Raw genomic sequence first — 17664 nt, forward strand, 5'->3', positions numbered from 1 at the left:
TGGGAGACAACTGCACGAAAGGGTATCGTCTCTCCAACTACGAGACGAGGATCCGTCATCCGCTGCGTGGATGGCGGCCTGTTCATGTCGAACCAGCAAATGGGTGATATCGACGGTTTCCTGGAGCGCGTCGTAAAGCGGCAGGACGGCGCCGCCCGGATATCCCCAAATCGTGCCTCTCCACGCAAGACGGACAAGACAATCTGTGCTCCCGATGCATAGCCGTCCATGCCCGAAGCACTCGAAGCGCCGACTTTCGCAACCTGTTGGATCTCAGCATCCGCAATCTTCATGATTAGCTCCCGTTAGTGCCTGTCCGTCACCGTTGCCACGGCGCGGCGTGTTGACCGTCATGTTTGCCATAACGACCAGCGGCCTGCCTGACGACCTCGACCGGAACTGCCCCGTCGTCCGCGAGTGCTTTCAGCGCAGCAATCGCGATCGAACGCCGGTCAACTTCGAAGAAGGCTCGCAATGCCGCACGGGTGTCACTGCGTGGAAAGCCATCGGTACCAAGTGTCACGTAGCGCCATGGCACATACGCACGAATGAGTTCGGGCACGGCACGCACATAGTCTGTCGCTGCGACCACGGGCTCGTGACAGCGCGACAACGCAGCCGTCACATACGGAGCGGGACCGCGATCCTCGTCGAACAAACGATCGGTGCGTTCGGCTGCGACACTGTCCCGGTGGAGCTCGGTAAAGCTGGTGACGCTCCAAACAGACGCTTCGATTTTCCCGTCTTCCTTCAGGAGGCGCGCCGCGGTCTGCACTTCGCCCAGAATCGCCCCCGAACCGAGCAACTGGACCTGTGGGCCATCAAGTGACGTCGCATCAAGCGGATACAGACCGTTGAGAATACCTTCACGAACGGTTTCAATCGGTGCATCCGGAAGCGAAGGCTGCGCGTAGTTTTCGTTCGTCGCCGTCAGGTAATAGAACACATCGCACTGACGTTCGATCATCTCACGCATGCCTTCATCGACGATCATGGCCACCTCGTACGCGAATGCCGGATCATAGGCGCGACAGTTCGGTACCGTGGAAGCCGCCAGATGGCTCGTGCCGTCCTGATGCTGCAAACCCTCGCCACCGAGCGTCGTCTTGCCCGCCGTCGCGCCGATCAGGAACCCCGAAAACTCTGTACGTCCCACACCTCCGCCCATGAACGCGGATGGTGGTCTTTTGAGAACTTCTTCGTGTTATAGGCCATGACGTAGGAGCAGCTGATTGTGGCGACGCCGTAGGGATGAAGCGAACCGGGAAGAAGCTCGCCCATTGCGGCGTCGAACGAGAACCTCTCCGGGCGGATAACGCTCCCGAATGTTCGCTCAACTACTGCCGCATAGAAATCGCCGCATGTGATCCATGAACTATCAGAAAAGATCGCGCGGCTCTTTTAATTCGAGGGACACAGCCGGAATAAGTGCGAAAACGAAGAGTCAACGAGCTCCGACTCCTAACCGCAAAGCCGAACCAGGTGCGGAGTCTACTAGTTTTTCGCGCCTCCTTTTGTTCAGCAATGGAGACAACGTTATATGCCTCAAAGCAGACAATTTGGAGTTGGCAGCATCACTCTGTCGACCATGGAACAATGCGCTATTCTCGACCCGTTGTCGGTGGTCGAGCCGTCGGAGGTACGTTGTCCGTGTTTCAGCGATCGAGCAGTCGCTCGGTACGATCCGCTCGCGGGCAAGTTGTCGGCCTTATGGGAAGCTTCGCATAAGGCCGAATAGACGACTGATGCCCCTCCCCGCCTTTTTTCACCCTTCCCGTCGGACCTCCTTGCAGCGATGAGCCGTGGGTTATCGCGGCAATTGTCCAGTGACAGCTTCTATAAGCATTCTTAACTAGGTTCAAAAAAATGGCTGCTCGGTATGCCTGAAGATATTCCTGCAGACGAGAGAGCAGCGGAGTTTAAGAAGTGCTTTGGGGATGTCAGCACGACAACCGCACCAATGACCCATGCAACGATGGCATCCGGGGCCCGCAATCCCAAGCCTGTAAAGAGCAATGCATCCGGGGACGATACTGCAATTGACGTTATCTCTTATCAACGTGCCTCGTGAATCGCGTCCGCGGGGCGCCAATGGATTTCGTCATCGCGACAAAGATGACGGCGAGCGGGGGTTCGCTCAGGCTATCGCTTTGGCGCGCCAGGCCAGTTGACGCTCGAGGACAGACTCGGCGGACTCCCCGACCAGTTCCTGATAGGTAGCGGGCGCGGTCGCGCCTTCAGTATTGACGAGCAATACGCGGGAAGCGCTATCGAGGCCCACTTGCCTGGCCAGCTGCTGGTCCTGCAACAACACGATGAGACCCGCGAGACCCGCTACACCCGACTCGCCAGCAACGATCGGTTCGTCGCTATCGCTGCCGGCAGCCAGAATACGCATGGCGTTCACTGCATCGTCATCGCTGATCGTCATGAAATCATCGACACCAGGTTGGAGAAACTTCCATGCGAGCGGCGAGGTCTCGCCGCAAGCGAGGCCAGCCATCACGGAGTCGACCGAGCCCGTCGCACGTGCAGCGCGTCCTGCCAATGCGCTCTGATACAGGCAGTCGGCCTGCTGCGGTTCGACCACGACAAACCGCGGACGATGCTCGCCATGGAATTCCCACAGGTAACTGGCCAATCCTGCTGCAAGGCCACCGACACCGCCCTGAAGAAACACGTGCGTATAGGCCGGCTGATCTGGCCGGCTATCGCTCTGCTCGATGATCTCCGCTGCAATCGTGCCGTAGCCTTGCATCACATCACGCGGGATGTCTTCGTAACCGTCGTATGACGTGTCGGAAACGACGTGCCAGCCGTTCAGCAAAGCCAGGCGAGCCGCCTCTTCGACCGACTCATCGTAGTTTCCGGTGATCCGGACAATCTCGGCACCGTACGCGGCAATGGCCTCCTCGCGCTCGGCGCTGACATTGGCGTGGAGCGCGATCACACAATGGCAACCCAGCGTTTGTGCGGCAGCAGCCAGTCCCTTTCCGTGGTTGCCGTCCGTGGCGCTCACCACCGTGAAATGCGTCAGCAGGTCCCGATAGCGTCCTTCGAAAAGACCACGCGCATCGAGACGATGATCCGGCCATAGCCGCTGGATCAGGCGCACCAGTGCAATGGGCGCACCCAGGGCCTTGAAGCTACCCAGTACGGAGCGCGCTGACTCGTCCTTGATGCTGATGCTGTCGACCTTGAGCCTCAAGGCCAGCCCAGGCAACTCACGCAGCGGCGTCGCCTCGGGCGAAATCTTGTCCCAGGAGGAAAGCCATGCGCGGCTCTCCCGTGCTTTTGCGATGCTGAGAATTGCCTTCAATTCAGCGGAATACGCAGAGCGCGTTGCGCGCGGATTTGCTACCAGCATGACCGTGATACTCCAGTAACGAATGATGTGAATTGGCGAATGGAAGCCGGGCTCATTGCGCTGCGAGGCGCTTGAGCACAACATCGAGCAGACATTGGCGCCGTCCCGCCAGTACGCCGTAACAGCCATCCAGCGCGCCTGCGTTTTTCACCGTGTCGATGTGCGAGCCCATATTGCCGACGCGATCGACGCGGACATCGAGGTCCAGTTCGCGCATCCATTTGACGGCAAGGTACGACCGGCCCGCTCATCGTCAGTGAGTGCAATGCGCGTCCGTCCACCGACTTCATGATCGGCGCCCAGTTCGCCGAGCTGGCGCAGTTGCTGAAGCAGGAGTGCGCCGTCGAGTATCAGTGATGAAGATACAGACATGTTCATTTATTTCCCTTTAGTCGTTAGCCGACCGGCAACTCAAGCCGGGCGATCTCAGCGAAATATCGCGCCCCCGTCAAAAGGATTTCGTCATTGAAATCGTAGGTGGCGTTGTGGAGGGGAATACCCCCTTTCTCCACCGATTCGCCGTTGCCGATGAAGATGAAGTTACCAGGAACAACCTGCAGGAACGCGCCAAAGTCTTCCGAAATCATCATTGGCTGGATGTTGGCGTCGACGCCATCGCTTCCCGCCACATTGCGCGCCGCTGTTACCGCGACTTCCACGAATTGCTCCGAGTTCACTGTCGGGGCGAACTCGTGCGTGTACTCGAACGTGCAATCGGCACCGTTCGTGCGACAGATGCCTTCGCATACTTCGCGCATGCGCGTCTCGAGCAGCGTCTGCACTTCGCGCGAATAGCTTCGCGTATCGCCCTTGACGATGACGTTCGACGGAATGACGTTTCTCAGACCGTCAGTGATGAATTCCGTACAGGAAATCACTGCCTGCAGACTCGGATCGAGATTGCGCGAAACGACGGTCTGCAATGCCATGACGATCTGTGACGCGATGACGATCGGGTCCACTCCCATGTGCGGACGGGCGGCGTGCGTACCGCGTCCCTTGATGTGAATAACAAAGTTGTCTTCACTCGCCATGATGCCGCCCGGACGCGTTGCGAACGTTCCCGCACGCATGCCCGGCATGTTGTGCGCGCCAAAGATCGCCTCGATCGGGAACCGTTCGAACAGGCCGTCGGCCATCATCGCCTTCGCGCCGCGGCCATGCTCTTCTGCCGGCTGAAAGATGAAGCGGACCGTGCCGTTGAAGTCGCGCCGCTCGGCAAGGAGCCGAGCCGCTCCCAGAATCATCGACATATGCCCGTCATGCCCGCACGCGTGCATCTTTCCGGCAGCGCGCGAAGCATGTGCCCGATCGGGTGCCTGCTCCGCGATGTGCAGCGCGTCCATATCGGCGCGCAGGCCGATAGCTCGCCTCCCGTCTCCGACCGTCAGGTTGGCAACGAGTCCGGTTCCGCCGATGCCGCGGTGAACCTCCAGTCCCAGCGTCCTGAGAATGTTCGCCACGTAGTCGGACGTATTGACTTCCTCGAAGCCAGTCTCGGGATGTTGATGCAAATACTGGCGCCAGCTCTTTAACTGGCCCTGCAGCGTGCTTTCCATAGTCGGACGTCCTCGCTTATGAAGTTCGCGGAATGCGCATGTCGGTCATAGAGATAATATTGTTCGTGGTGCTAGAAAAAACCCCGAAATGCAGGGCTTCCGTGCAAAAATATCTTTGTTTCGACCTTCTGGCTGCAAAACCATGACACTCAGCCTCGACGACTTTGATCTGAAGCTGTTGATGGAAGTCCAACGCGACGCGCAAATCCCTCAGAACGAACTCGGCGCACGCGTCAACCTGTCTACGGCTGCCGTCAATCGCAGATTGCGACGCCTGTCGGACGAAGGCGTCATTCGCAACTACGCCGCCATCGTCGCGCCCGAGAAGGTCGGCTATCCGCTGACGATCATCGCGACGGTCGAGGTCGAGAGCGAGCAGATCGATCTGCTCGACTCGATGAAACGCACCTTCGCGCAGTGCCCCGAAATCCAGCAGTGCTATTACGTCGCGGGCGAATGGGACTTCGTGCTGATACTGACGGTTCGCAACATGGAGGAGTACACGGCCCTCACGCGGCAACTGTTCTTCTCGAACAACAACGTCAAACGCTTCAAGACGCTGGTGAGCATGAGCAGCGTGAAGGTGGGGCTTGGCGTACCCGTGGCTCCCGAGCGCGGGTGACGCAGTCAACGCACTACTGACCTGTCGGTCCAGTTGCCCTGGTCGAACTGGCGAACAGTAATTGCGCCGTTACGGATATCGCCCTTCTCGTCGAACTGGATGGCGCCCGTCACGCCGTCCAGCTTCGAAGCGCGCAGCTTCGGGAGATACACCTTCGGGTCTGTCGACCCGGCAGCCTGCATCGCGTCGGCCATTGCGAGCACTGCGTCATAGGCGTAAGGGGCATACAGCTGCACGGGAACACCGAAGCGCTGCTGATAGCGCTTGAAGAATTCGGGTCCTTGCGGCATCTTTGCGGGCGGCACACCCGCCAGCGTGCAATAGGTATTGTTGTTCATCGACGAGCCGGCCAGCTTGATGAATTGCGGGGTACAGGCTTCATCGCCGGCAATGAACTTGACTTTCAACCCAAGCTTTTGCGCCTGCTGCACGAATGCCGCGGCTTGCGTGTCGCCACCCGTGAAAGCGATACCTTCTGGTTGACGGCTCTTGATGGTCGTGAGAATCGCCATCCAGTTCGTGGTCTTGTCGGTGCCAAATTCACGGGCGACCACGTCGCCTCCGGCAGCCTTGACTGACTTTTCGATCTCATCGGCAAGACCTTGACCGTACGCCGTACGGTCGTCGACGATCGCGACCTTGCGCGCACCGAGATCGTGGACCAGATACGCGCCGATCACCGAGCCCTGCCTCACATCATTCGCAACCATACGGAACACGTTCGTGAATCCTTGCTGCGTGAGCTTCGGATTGGTTGCCGATTCGGTGATCATCGGGACGCCTGCATCCGAGTAGATTTTAGAAGCGGGTATCGATGTCCCGGAGTTCGCATGGCCAACGACACCCGCCACACCGTCGTCCACCAGCTTCTGCGCGACGGTCACTGCCGTCTTGGGATCGGCAGCATCGTCCTGCGAGTCGAGCACAAACGTCACGTTTTGCCCGCCAATGCGAATCTTTTTGGTGTTCAGATCTTCGATCGCGAGCCGCACACCGTTCTCGTCGTCCTTTCCGATGTGGGAGAGTTCGCCAGTCAGAGGGGAAACCTGCCCGATCTTGACCGTCAGATCTGCGTGAGCCATGAGAGGTTGCAGGGCAAGCGTCAGGGACGCGAGGCACATCGTTGGTCGAAATAATTGCATGGTCGTACTCACGATAGGTTGGCTTGAAGTCGGATCGACAGAACCCGCGACCCGTTGGGCTCGACAACACTGCGCTCGCCCTGTAACCATCGTAATGACGCGGCACAGTAGCCAAAATCAGCCGCGAGGACCTTTCTGCAAATTTCGATCGGGATGCCGACACTTTTCGATAATTTTTCTCGATGCCCCCTCTCCGGGTAGCCTCAGTATCCGCGCAGCCTGATCCTTTGTCCCGCTATCGAGGCAATGCAGAAACCCGGGCTACCGCTCGTGCCGAAGTCAGAAACCCGAAACGTGGCGCATTCGCCCCGATGTCCCACGGCTGCGCGCCGCAGACGAGTTGCAATGTCCGCCGAGACGGCCCACGCCTACGCGTTGACCGATCTTCCAGATCGATGGCGTACCCGCTCCAATGGCAGCAATGCGGCCAACAACTTCATGGCCGGGCACGCGGGGCGACTGCAGTGTCGGGGCCGCCCCTTCGATATCACTGACGTCGGCTCCGCAGATGCCGCATGCCTCGACCTCGATCAACACCTGACCGGCGTCCGGTACGGGTATCGGGCGTTCCACCAGTTCAAGCATTCCGGGCTTCGTCGCCTGCATTGCGCGGTAAGTCTTTTTCATCGTCAACTCCTTGTCGTGCTTCATTCGCTGCGAGACGCGTCCTGACGTGTTGCGGCATCCTTCAATGCACGCCCCCCCAGGCTCGCAGCCGCGATGGCGCCCGCAACGTAGCCCGGAAAGTGCGGCGACCATTCGCTGCCGACGCCAACGAGCCGGCCATGCCAGACGCCCGACGAGGCTTCGGCCGAAGGTACCGCACTGTGTTGGACCACTGCGTCTTGATCGGCCGCCGTGGCCGTGTATCGGTCGGCAGCCCAGTCCTTGATGAATTCGGCTCTTGGCGTTGCGGCCCTTGCGCCGAACAGCCACGTTAGCTGCGCGCGGCAATGCAAGCGCAACACGTCCTCGGAGACGTTTCTTCGGACCCTTGCCGAAACGCCAAAGAAGCCGAACAGTGAAGCACTGCCGCCGGGTACCGACGCGTGGATTTCTCCCAGCGGTCCCCGCGCGCTGCGCGCTTCGCCGGACAGCCCTCGCTTACGCCAGAACGGCGTGTCGTAGACGGCGACATACTTTGCATGTGGCGCCATCCAGGTCGCGGTACGGCGCCACGCCCGCTCCAGGGTTTCGGGCAGGGCCGGTGTGAATTCGATTGTCGCCGCGGCGAGACGTGGCGGAATGGCGAGCAGCACATGCCCGGCGCGCAAGGACGTGACCTGTCCACGTGCACCCTCGATGTCCAGTTCGATGTGGTGCCCAGTACAGCGCACGCGTCGCACCGGGTGGACCCGTCATCAAGCGCGCGGGCGCGAGGCGGCTGCGCACCGCGTCGATGAGCGCAGCCATCCCTCCGACCAGGCGCGCGGAAGATGGCGAGGACGCATAGCCACGGATTCGCGCTGGCGGCTCGTGCGGCGAACGTTCAACCATCATGTCGCCCGCTTCGTGCTGCTCGAAGCGCTCCAGTCCCAGGTCGCGGACAAGTCGGTCCAGCTGAGGCTGTAACGCAGGCCAGAACCACGCCGGTCCGAGGTCGAAACGGTGAGGATCTTCCGTTACGCTCCCGGTGCCTGCAACCATCGGCCCGTTGGCAGGAACGGACTCAATCCGGCCACCGAATGTGTCACTTGCCTCAAGGAGTACGTAGTCCCTGAGGCCATGCTGTTCGAGCAAGAAGGCCGCATACAACCCACTGAGCCCGCCGCCGATAATCGAGATATGTGTAGTCGACATGGGTTATCCGCCTGCGCAAGGCCGGCGAGATGGCCTGTCTCCAGAACAGCGTGGCGCCATGCGGTCCGACCACATAATCGAGATATTCGCCCGCCGGCAGACGCAACCAGCTACCTCGAACGTCTTGCCGCCCGTCGGTCCAGTTCGCCGGTTAGCACCAGCAGTTCGGTGCTATTGACTGCGTTCGCGAAAAGCGGCTCGTCCGATCGAGACGCACCAGGACGGTCTGTGCGGAGGCATCCGCAAACAGCGGGCAAACTTCACGGCCTGCGCGTCGTTCCCAGCAAGACGGGTTGTGTGTCGATACGCACGGAGCAGTCGTCCCCAGGCGACATCTGCCCAAGCTTGACGAAAATGATTGCGTCCCCATCGCTGGAGGGCTGATGCGACGACCCAAGTGGATTGCGCAGACACCATCCGGCCGGATAGTGCTGATTCCCTTCCGAGAACGTGCCGGACAGCGCCAGTATCTCCTCGCCACTTGGGTGTTGATGCTGCGGGAAATACGATGCCGAAGCGTAGCGCACGATGCTCGTGGCACGCCCCGTCTCGCCGCCCAACCGGTCGAGCATCACGCGCTTAACGCCGCCCTGTGGCGAGGTAATCCATTGGTATTGATCGGCCGCGACGACAGCGCGGCCCGAAAAGTCCGCGTTGGAGCCAATCCCGAAACGCGACAAGTCTCGGCAACGCAGCACACTCCTTCCGGTATACGGTGCGCCGGTGAGCGCTTGCGGCAATCGTCAGTCTCGCGATGTTGCTACCGGCATCGGCTATCTCGTGAGGCGAACAACTTCGTTGGGAGGTTTCTGTATTCATCGGGTCGCGCCCGATCCGTCTAGCCGGCCACCATCCGTTGCGCAGGGGTCCAGAGATCGTGCGCCATCGTCACAAACCCGGCGATATAGGCGACATCTTCTTCGCCCTTGCGAACCCCGACATTGATGCTCTTGCTCAAACCATGCTCGCCGAGCCGGACAGTCCGTACAGGCAAGCCGCCCCCCTCCTCCGCCACGAGCCAGTCCGGCAAGACGGCGATGCCGCGACCGGCCGCAACCAGTTGCAGCATCAGTTCAGTCTGCTCAGCCGTCCGATGAAATTTCGGCTTGCAGTTCGCGGGCACCAGAAAGCGCGTGAAGATGTCGAGGCGCTCCTTGCTCACGGGAACCGTGATCAGTTCCTCGCTCATCAAGTCCTGAGGCATTGCGAACTCGCGTGTGGCAAGCGGATGGCGCTCCGGCACCACCAGCATCAACTCATAGTCGATGGCGGAAGAAAACGTGATGTCCGGCACGTCGATCGGATCGGGCGTGATGAGCAGATCGATTTCGTACCCAAGCAACGCGGCAACGCCGTCAAAACGGAATGCAGTGCGCACATCGAAATCGACATCGGGCCACGCAGCAAGATAGTGCGGCGTGAGCCGGGTAAGCCATTTCTGGCACGGATGACACTCCATGCCCACGCGCAACGCTCCACGGCGGCCCTCCGCGAAATTCGTCAGCGTCCGTTCCGCGTGCTCCATCTGCGGAATCACGCGCCCAGCGAGCCCCAGCAGATATTCGCCGGCGTGCGTGAACCGCAGTCCGCGGCCATTCTTGGTCCAGAGCTTGACGCCATGCCGCTCTTCGAATTTTCGAACCATGTGAGAGAGCGCCGACTGCGTCACATTCAACCGGTCGGCCGCCGCGGTCACGCTGCCGAGGCGATCCACTTCCATCACGATTGAGAGGTATTGGAGGTCTAGCATCCCTGTTCTCCATCAGCGCAACGCTTCGCTGCTCGGCGGGCGATCGACGCTACCGGTGCACTGCATCGGTTCTCGCGATGATTCCGCCTTCCGCAAGATGAATGCAAACGCGGTCAGACCCAGCGCCGGTCCTGGCACCAGGAGCCACATCGCATCGAGCCCGATATGGTCGAAAAGCGCAGTGGTCGCTGCAATCGATACCACCGTGATCGCAAAGCCAATCGAGTTCTGGATCGCGAGCGCGCTTCCCACGAGCACGCGTGGACATGCGTCGGCAGCGAGCGCAGAAAACTGCGGCGAGTCAGCGGGGGCCGACGCGCCCCATAGCAAGAGGAGCACCGCCATCGTTTCGGGAGCCAGGTGGCGCCAGCACAGCGCGAAGACGAGCCCACAAAGACCCGACATTGCGAGTGCGCCTGTCGCTACCTTCGCGCTGCCGATGTATCGCGATACAACACCGCCGAGCACGGAGCCCAGCGCGCCGATCCCGATCACAATGAACGACATCGCCGAAACACTGAGCCCTGGAAAAGCGCTCGTCAGAGACGTATGGGCAATCAGCAGCGGTACAGCGGTCCAGAAGGCGTAAAGCTCCCACATGTGGCCGAAATATCCGAGCGTCGCGGCACGGAACCGGCGAATGCGAAACGCGCTGAGTACGGATGGCGGCGATGTCGCTAGTGTCTCCTTATCGCGCGCAGAACGGGGCGATACGACAGAGTGCGGCCCATCGCCGAGCGCGCCGATAAGGCCGGCCCCACCGAAAGCAAGCAACGACGACGCGGAAAATGACCAGCTGCCATGAGAGACCCATTCCCAGTACGCGCATCGCGTGGGGTAGCGCGGTACCGAGGATGAGCATCCCGACGAGCTGCGCGAGCGCCTGCCCCATGCGATTGGGTACCCAGCCGATAATCAGCTTCATTCCCATCGGATAGATGCCGGCGAGGCAGATACCGACGCCCAACCGGAACAGCGCGCCACTCACGAGACCGGTCGACAGCCATGCAAAGCCAAGGTTGAACAGCGCACCGACGACGGCACTGCAGACGAAAATCCCGCTCGCGCGAAAACGATCGGCGGCGCCGCTGAGCGAGACGATGAGTGTGCCGAGGATGAAACCGATCTGCACCGCGCTCGTCAGCCAGCCGATGTCAGCCGCGCTGATGTGCCAGATTTTCACCAGATCGCCGGCAGTACTGTTTGCACTGAACCACAGTGCAGTACCAAAGAGTTGTGCGATCGAGATTGCGGCGACCGGGCCTATCCCTTCAACGAGCAGTTTCCGCACGCTGGTCGCCCAGATCATCGATTCGCGAGGGGCGCCTGCGCGCTGCGCAACTGGTCGAGCCATCGCTCGTCGCGAGGAGACGGACGACGATGCAGCCGCTCGTTGAGGATCGCACGCGCTTTCCCGGCCTCGCCGCTTCGCATGAGCGCAACCAGCAAGGTGTCCTCGACGACCTCGCGCTGCGCGCCGCTTCCGCCGATTCGCACGACGTCTCGCGCGACCGGCTCGAGGATCTCCGCGGCGAGTGCGTACTTTTCTTCGGCGAAGGCCAACGACGCGCGGCAGATCGCCGGGACGACGGGGCCGGCCGGAAGCTTGCCTTCGTCGATGAGCCTGTTGAGCACGGCAACGCGTTGTTCGACGGCTTTGCTGTCGCCCGTCGCCGCGGCGATCAGCGCCATGTGGAAGTCAGCGAAAGGGAAGCCCGCTTCCTTGAAGTAATCTGACGCGTACTTTGCGCCGGCGTCCCACATGCCCGCCGGAACGGCGTGGCCGTACGCCTGCATGCGCCAGAGAAACGACGACGTGTCGCTGACGATGTTGATCGGCGTGCCGAGCGACGCAGCCGGCGCGACATGCTCGTTGTAGATGGCGAGCGCTCGCCCGGTGTCAGCGCGCTCAAGGGCGATGAGCGCACCATGCCATGCGATGTGACCGTGAAGCACGCCCGACTTGTCATACTCCGGCAGCCAGCCGGTGATCATGTCTTGCGCCTCGTCGTTCGCACCGGATTCGTACAGCACGTGGGCGACGGCGTGCGCCGCATTCACGTTGTGTCGCCGCAATTGCAGCGCGCGTTGCGTGAGCGCGCGTCCGAGCTGGAGGTCGCCGTTTTCGCCGTGCGCCCAGCCTCGATAGGTCAGGAACCACCAGTCGTCGGCATCGAAGTGTTTCGCGTGACGTTCGCACAGGTCGACGCGTGCCTGGTCGTGGTCGGCCATGCCGGAAAACGCGAAGAGGCCGAATGCCCCAAGCGGCATCGACAGGATGACGATGTCCCGCGGCCAGCGGTCAGTGTGCGTGAGCGCGGCGGTGAGTGCCTTGGCCGCCTGTCCATTGATGGCCAGTGACAGCACGTCGACGTGGCTGCGCTCCCGCTCGGTCCCGTTGCGAGCGACAAGATCGAGCGCCTTCGCGATCTTTGCGCGAGCCTGGGCCGGCTGCATACTGATCGCATGCAGCCGCGCACGGGCGGCGTACGCCAGCGCGAAATCGGGGTCAGCAGCAATCGCCTCATCCAGTGTTTCCCCGGCGCCCGGCCACAGCGACAGCAGCAGGTCGACACCCGTACGGTATCGCTCCGCAGCGAGGTCGGATGTTGTCGAAAGCGGCAGGTCGTAACGGTCGAGACGGCCCATAAATCGGTTACTCCGGAAATTCGTTAGCAATCGGGCACGGTTGTCAGCTGCGGCCGGCCCTGTCGTGCTTCAAAGCGCGGGACTTTCATTAAACCAGGTTTTCTCGTGACAGTATTTCGACTGGCAGTCAAAATGTATTGAATATCTGCCAATCAGACGAACGACATGAACTGGGAAACAATCGAAGCCCCGGCGGACGCCATGCCCCCTGCACCGCTGACAGTCCGTGCGCAGTTCATCCCGGCGCATCACTTCTTTCCGGAGCACTCGCATCGCTGGCATCAGATGGTCTACGCGATTTCCGGGGCGTTGACCGTGATATCGGAAGGCGGGTCGCTCGTGATCTCCCCGGAGCAGGCCGTGTGGTTGCCGACTGGGCTCCGTCATAAAGTGGGCTCACTTCTCGGCGCTGAGTTTCGCAGTCTGTGGATAGCCGAGGAGGCCGGCCGCGCGCTCACAGGCACGGCTCCGATGGTGTTCGCGGTTTCGCCGCTGCTGAAGGCACTCATCATCGAAGCAGCGGCCATCGAAGGACGGCAAGACGATGACGGCTACACTGGTCGAATCACCCATCTCATTCTCGACCAGCTCCGGCGAACGCGGCCACTGCCGACCGCGTTGCCATGGCCGAGAGACGGCGCGCTCGCGACGCTTTGCGAAGCGCTTTATTCAGATCCGGCAGACCCGCGTGGACCGGAAGACTGGGGGCGCGTGCTGGGAATGTCGGCCCGTACACTCGCGCGACGTTTCGTCAGCGAGACAGGCATGAGCTTGCGGTCGTGGCGCCGCCGAATGAGGCTGTTCAGGGCAATCGAACTTCTTGGCGGCGGCATGGGCGTTACTCGCACTGCGATGGAGCTTGGCTACGGCTCGACATCGGCATTCGTGTATGCGTTTCGTCTCGAGATGGGCAGTAGCCCTCAGGCGTATATGCGCGGTCGTGGCGAGGAAGTGGGAAACCGGTCCGCGTCCCCGACCGCCCGGGTCGGCGGCGAATGATGGCAAACCAGTGCAGGGCATGCGCCAATGCATTGAGGGCGGCAGCCACGGTGGTCCGTGGCAGTCCGCCCTCATGGGCTTAACGAAGTCGCGAAATCGTTTCGACGCTCCGCGCGAGCACCGGATGGCCGTCAGGCCGGTTGATCCTCCGGCTTGCCGACTTCAGGTTCGTCACGCACCTGAGACGCGTCTTTGCGGACGTAGAACCGGTAGGCCGCATACACGACCAGCACCCAGACGGCCGAAACGACCAGCGACATGCGCATGTCCGGCAGGATCGCGATACCGACCAGCACCGCCACCACGAAAGCGAGCGCGATGTAGTTGCTGTAGGGGTAGAACGGCATCCGGTACGCGATCTGGTCTTCTTCCCCGTTCTGGATCTTCAGCTTCCGGAACCTGAGATGACTGATGACGATGGAGCCCCATGCACAGACCAGCGCGAACACAGTCACCGAAGAGAAGAGTTCGAACGCCTGCTCAGGCATGGTGTAGTTCAGCAGCACGCCCGCGAACATCGCGGCGAACACCATCAGGATTGCACGGTGCGGCACCTTGCGTGAATTGGTGACACCGAGGAATGCCGGCGCGTTCTTCTGCAGCGACAGGTTGTAGAACGTGCGGCTATTCGTGAACACGCTCGCGTTGACTGCCGACAGCACCGCCATGATCACGACCAGATTCATGATGCTCGCTGCGGCCGGAATGCCGATCTTCGTGAAGACCTCGACGAACGGGCTGCCCTTCGTCGTCAACGACGTCCACGGGAAAACCATCAGCAGAACCGCGATCGCGCCGACGTAGAAAATCAGCAGTCGCCAGAACGTGGCATTGACGGCCTTCGGCATCGTCGTTTTGACATCCTTCGCTTCGCCGGCCGCGAGACCGAGATTTTCGACGCCGCCGAATGAAAATGCGACCATCACGACCGCGAGGAATGTGCCGCTCGCCCCCTTGGCAAAGAATCCGCCGTGGTCGACGAGGTTGTGATAACCGACGGGCACGCCGTTGTTGCCGATGCCAAACACGATCATGCCAACGCCAAAGATGATCATGGCGACGATCGCGATCACCTTGACGAGCGAGAACCAGAACTCCGCCTCACCGTATATCTTGACGCCGATGATATTGACGACAAACATCAGCGATACCGCGGCGCCGGCCGTCACCCAGATCGGAATGTGCGGGAACCAGAAATGAACGTAATTGCCCAACGCATTCAGGTCGGCCGCACTGGTGGCGAGCAGAAAGATGAATGCGTTCCAGCCGTTCAGAAAGCCTGCGAAGCGGTGAATGTAGCGGTTCGAATATGACACGTACGAACCGGACACCGGCTCTTCCACGGCCATTTCACCGAGCGCCCGCATGACGAAATAGATGGCGATGGCGGCAAGCAGAAAGACCAGCAGAATGGCCGGACCAGCGGTTCTGATGGCCCAGGAAGATCCGTAGAACAGTCCTGTGCCGATTGCGCCGCCGATGGCAATCATCTGGATATGGCGGTTCTTAAGATCTCTTTTCAGATCTTCCCGCTCGTATGCCTGTGCTTCGATGTTGTTGCTCATGTCGCCTCCAAGGAAGTTGATCGATTGTTGTTTTTTTCAGGTTGGAAAGAAGGTCAGATCGCAAGCTGGGCGCGGAAAGCCTGGCGCGCACACCGTAATGCATCGCTCCTTTTGAACCATAGTCAGTTTCTTTGTCTGAGCAGTCTTTTTATTCTTATCGTTATCCTAATTACACAGGTTGCTTTCTCAGGTTCCAGCACACATCGCTTCTCGTAGCGTCGATGATCACCAATCGCGCAGTCCGATGTACGTCGTCTAAAGGTGACGCCCCCATGCACCGTAGTCCTGTGCCACGGCCACTTCCGGCCTTAGCATGGGCTCAGGACATCGCATGTTGGCGGATGCGACCCGCATCGATCCTCTTTGTGCACTGTCGTTGAGCGGGACGCTAGTTCGCTCTCGCCAATGGCTGTTCAGAGTTCAGCGAGCGCGGTGGTCAGACGGCGAATTGCTTCGTCCACGGTGGAACGCGGACAGCCAAGGTTTGCGCGCATGTACCCATGCCCCTCGATGCCGAACTTCGGCCCGTTGTCCAACCACAGTCGCGCGCCCGTCAGCATGAAATGCTTGAGGACGTCGGCGTCCATCGCCAGTCCCCGGCAATCCATCCAGGCAAGGTAGAGCGAATCGGCAGGTAGAACCTCGATCTTCGACGTGAGGCTGTGGACCGCATTTCGGAAGTACGTGTGATTTTCACGCAGATACCGCAGCAATTCTTCGAGCCACGGCTCACCGCAAGAATAAGCAGCTTCGGCGGCGACCATCCCCAGCGTGTTGACGGATGGGTACATGTTCCTGTCGAACTGCCGACGCAATTCGTCGCGAATGCAGCGATTGGGCACGAAGAGATTCGCGCTCTGAAGTCCCGGCAGGTTGAAGGTCTTGCTCGGCGCGGTGCAGGTGATGCTGTTCTCCGCAAACACTTTCCCGAGCGACGCAAATGGGATGTGTTTCTTGAATGGATTCATGATGAGATCCTGGTGAATCTCGTCCGAGATCACGAGCACGCCATGCCGCAGGCAGATTTCCCCCATCGCACGCAGTTCGCCTTCCGACCAGACGTTGCCCGTGGGATTGTGCGGATTGCTCAGAATGAAGAGTTTCGTGTTGTGCCTGATCGCTGCTTCGAACGTCTTTTCGTCAAAGCGATATACGGTTCCCGTGCGCTCGAGCGGCGCACAGGTCAGTTGGCGCCCGTTCAGCAGGACATCGTCGTGAAAGTGCGCATACACGGGCGGCTGAATCAGGACCGAGTCACCCGGCGAAGCGAACGCCTGGATGGCCGTTTTCAACGCGGTGATGATGCCGCTGGATTGAAGCACCCACTCGCTCGGGACCTCCCAGCCAAAGCGCTTTGCCTGCCAGCCGGTTACTGCGGAAACGTAGCTATCGGTCGCTCCGCGCGAATACCCGAATACACCGAACTCGACGGCCTCATGCAGTGCATCGATGACGACTCGCGGCGCCTTGAAATCCATATCCGCGACCCACATCGGCAGCGGATCGGCCGCAAATTCCTGCGCTATCAGTAGCTTCTCGCCGAACGCCCACTTGAGTGAATTGGAGTTTTTGCGGTCGATAACTTCATCGAAAATCGATCCGACTTTTCCTGCACCACCTGCGCCGCTTGCTGGCATTTCACAACGAAGCTTCACGATGACTTCCATCCGCAATAGACGGCACGCCGGCGGCGTGACCTCGCATTGCAGCTAGAGTAGCAGCGCGAAATGCGGGGCAACAATGGTATGTTCTCATGGAGCAGTGAGCATAGCTCATGGATGCGGTCCGCTTTGTGCACGAGGGGCGTTGAGACGGCGGGCGCGCCACGAGCAATCGGGACGCCATGTTGTATGCGGCGCACGGTTGCGACCGCTTCCACCTTTTTGAATGCGGCAGAACGACGTCAAACGACGCTCCAAGGGAGCGACGGCGCTACACAAGGCCGCACTGAATGACAACCACGAGGTCCTTAAGGAGTTGATTGCATTCGGGGCCGAGATCGATGCCCGTGACGCGTACGGGAACACGCCGCCTTGGGGCGCATGAACCAGGTACTGGTGGTGCTGGCGCTACAGGACACGACCGAATTCAACCTATCGCATCTTCGCGCCACAGTAGGATTGGGTTACTGGACAGCTGATAACGAGTGTGGCTTCCTGATGCATAGTCTGCTAGCGGTGACACCCGAAGGGTTTGCCGCTGGGTGTGCTT

General features: G+C 60.4%; 11 protein-coding genes and 6 pseudogenes. 3 read left to right on the top strand and 14 right to left on the bottom strand.

Going from position 1 to position 17664, the window contains the following annotated elements; genetic code table 11:
- Positions 1–57 precede the first annotated feature (57 nt).
- From AB4Y32_RS35610 to AB4Y32_RS35635, 5 genes and pseudogenes are all read right to left on the bottom strand, one after another.
- Positions 58–230 (bottom strand): annotated as a pseudogene (locus AB4Y32_RS35610) (thiamine pyrophosphate-binding protein); the annotation flags it as partial.
- An 89-nt stretch (positions 231–319) separates the two neighbouring features.
- A pseudogene (locus AB4Y32_RS35615) lies at positions 320–1135 on the bottom strand (transketolase-like TK C-terminal-containing protein); the annotation flags it as partial.
- Between the two features lie 1002 nt (positions 1136–2137).
- Positions 2138–3367 (bottom strand): diaminopropionate ammonia-lyase, encoded by a 1230-nt coding sequence (locus tag AB4Y32_RS35625; protein ID WP_368725811.1) that lies wholly within the window; start codon positions 3365–3367, stop codon positions 2138–2140.
- A gap of 103 nt (positions 3368–3470) precedes the next feature.
- Positions 3471–3745, bottom strand: a pseudogene (locus AB4Y32_RS35630) (Zn-dependent hydrolase); the annotation flags it as partial.
- Between the two features lie 17 nt (positions 3746–3762).
- Positions 3763–4926, bottom strand: coding sequence for a M20 aminoacylase family protein (locus AB4Y32_RS35635; protein WP_368725781.1), 1164 nt, complete (start codon positions 4924–4926; stop codon positions 3763–3765).
- A gap of 142 nt (positions 4927–5068) precedes the next feature.
- On the opposite strand from AB4Y32_RS35635, the gene AB4Y32_RS35640 reads away from it, so the two are divergent.
- Entirely contained in the window at positions 5069–5548 is a 480-nt protein-coding gene (locus AB4Y32_RS35640) for an Lrp/AsnC family transcriptional regulator (protein WP_368725782.1), read from the top strand.
- Positions 5549–5553: 5 nt separating this feature from the next.
- On the opposite strand, the gene AB4Y32_RS35645 is transcribed toward AB4Y32_RS35640, so the two are convergent.
- The 7 genes and pseudogenes from AB4Y32_RS35645 to AB4Y32_RS35675 all read right to left on the bottom strand — a co-directional run bounded on the left by AB4Y32_RS35645 (position 5554) and on the right by AB4Y32_RS35675 (position 12889).
- Complete coding sequence (locus AB4Y32_RS35645; protein WP_368725783.1) at positions 5554–6690, bottom strand: branched-chain amino acid ABC transporter substrate-binding protein; 1137 nt, start codon at positions 6688–6690, stop codon at positions 5554–5556.
- Positions 6691–7005: 315 nt separating this feature from the next.
- Positions 7006–7317 (bottom strand): annotated as a pseudogene (locus tag AB4Y32_RS35650) (alcohol dehydrogenase catalytic domain-containing protein); the annotation flags it as partial.
- 20 nt (positions 7318–7337) lie between these two features.
- Positions 7338–8490: pseudogene (locus AB4Y32_RS35655) on the bottom strand (flavin monoamine oxidase family protein).
- A gap of 260 nt (positions 8491–8750) precedes the next feature.
- Positions 8751–9230 carry a cupin domain-containing protein gene (locus tag AB4Y32_RS35660; protein WP_368725784.1) on the bottom strand — a complete coding sequence of 160 codons (480 nt, stop codon included), beginning with the start codon at positions 9228–9230 and terminating at the stop codon, positions 8751–8753.
- Between the two features lie 98 nt (positions 9231–9328).
- The gene (locus tag AB4Y32_RS35665; RefSeq protein WP_368725785.1) at positions 9329–10240 is read right to left on the bottom strand and encodes a LysR family transcriptional regulator; all 912 of its coding nucleotides are present in this window, start codon (positions 10238–10240) and stop codon (positions 9329–9331) included.
- Between the two features lie 12 nt (positions 10241–10252).
- Positions 10253–11549: pseudogene (locus tag AB4Y32_RS35670) on the bottom strand (MFS transporter).
- Entirely contained in the window at positions 11546–12889 is a 1344-nt protein-coding gene (locus AB4Y32_RS35675; protein WP_368725786.1) for a tetratricopeptide repeat protein, read from the bottom strand. The pseudogene AB4Y32_RS35670 and the gene AB4Y32_RS35675 overlap by 4 nt, the downstream one beginning before the upstream one ends.
- Before the next feature lie 165 nt (positions 12890–13054).
- Here AB4Y32_RS35675 and AB4Y32_RS35680 point away from each other — a divergent pair, with 165 nt between their 5' ends.
- Positions 13055–13888 (top strand): helix-turn-helix transcriptional regulator, encoded by an 834-nt coding sequence (locus tag AB4Y32_RS35680; protein WP_368725787.1) that lies wholly within the window; start codon positions 13055–13057, stop codon positions 13886–13888.
- 131 nt (positions 13889–14019) lie between these two features.
- On the opposite strand, the gene AB4Y32_RS35685 is transcribed toward AB4Y32_RS35680, so the two are convergent.
- Complete coding sequence (locus AB4Y32_RS35685) at positions 14020–15453, bottom strand: amino acid permease (RefSeq protein WP_368725788.1); 1434 nt, start codon at positions 15451–15453, stop codon at positions 14020–14022.
- 413 nt (positions 15454–15866) lie between these two features.
- Positions 15867–17120 carry a MalY/PatB family protein gene (locus AB4Y32_RS35690; protein ID WP_368725789.1) on the bottom strand — a complete coding sequence of 418 codons (1254 nt, stop codon included), beginning with the start codon at positions 17118–17120 and terminating at the stop codon, positions 15867–15869.
- A 220-nt stretch (positions 17121–17340) separates the two neighbouring features.
- On the opposite strand from AB4Y32_RS35690, the gene AB4Y32_RS35695 reads away from it, so the two are divergent.
- A complete protein-coding gene (locus AB4Y32_RS35695) occupies positions 17341–17499 on the top strand; it encodes an ankyrin repeat domain-containing protein (RefSeq protein WP_368725790.1) in 159 nt (52 codons plus the stop codon).
- Positions 17500–17664: the final 165 nt, after the last annotated feature.

The organism is Paraburkholderia phymatum, from assembly GCF_040965635.1.
Lineage (GTDB): Bacteria > Pseudomonadota > Gammaproteobacteria > Burkholderiales > Burkholderiaceae > Paraburkholderia > Paraburkholderia phymatum_B.

What these genes read in the sequence shown, in the direction of transcription:
- AB4Y32_RS35625 (WP_368725811.1), bottom strand. Translation starts at nt 3,367, where the DNA reads ATGCTGGTAGCAAATCCGCGCGCAACGCGCTCTGCGTATTCCGCTGAA.
- AB4Y32_RS35635 (WP_368725781.1), bottom strand. Translation starts at nt 4,926, where the DNA reads ATGGAAAGCACGCTGCAGGGCCAGTTAAAGAGCTGGCGCCAGTATTTG.
- AB4Y32_RS35640 (WP_368725782.1), top strand. Translation starts at nt 5,069, where the DNA reads ATGACACTCAGCCTCGACGACTTTGATCTGAAGCTGTTGATGGAAGTC.
- AB4Y32_RS35645 (WP_368725783.1), bottom strand. Translation starts at nt 6,690, where the DNA reads ATGCAATTATTTCGACCAACGATGTGCCTCGCGTCCCTGACGCTTGCC.
- AB4Y32_RS35665 (WP_368725785.1), bottom strand. Translation starts at nt 10,240, where the DNA reads ATGCTAGACCTCCAATACCTCTCAATCGTGATGGAAGTGGATCGCCTC.
- AB4Y32_RS35675 (WP_368725786.1), bottom strand. Translation starts at nt 12,889, where the DNA reads ATGGGCCGTCTCGACCGTTACGACCTGCCGCTTTCGACAACATCCGAC.
- AB4Y32_RS35680 (WP_368725787.1), top strand. Translation starts at nt 13,055, where the DNA reads ATGAACTGGGAAACAATCGAAGCCCCGGCGGACGCCATGCCCCCTGCA.
- AB4Y32_RS35685 (WP_368725788.1), bottom strand. Translation starts at nt 15,453, where the DNA reads ATGAGCAACAACATCGAAGCACAGGCATACGAGCGGGAAGATCTGAAA.
- AB4Y32_RS35690 (WP_368725789.1), bottom strand. Translation starts at nt 17,120, where the DNA reads ATGGAAGTCATCGTGAAGCTTCGTTGTGAAATGCCAGCAAGCGGCGCA.
- AB4Y32_RS35695 (WP_368725790.1), top strand. Translation starts at nt 17,341, where the DNA reads ATGCGGCAGAACGACGTCAAACGACGCTCCAAGGGAGCGACGGCGCTA.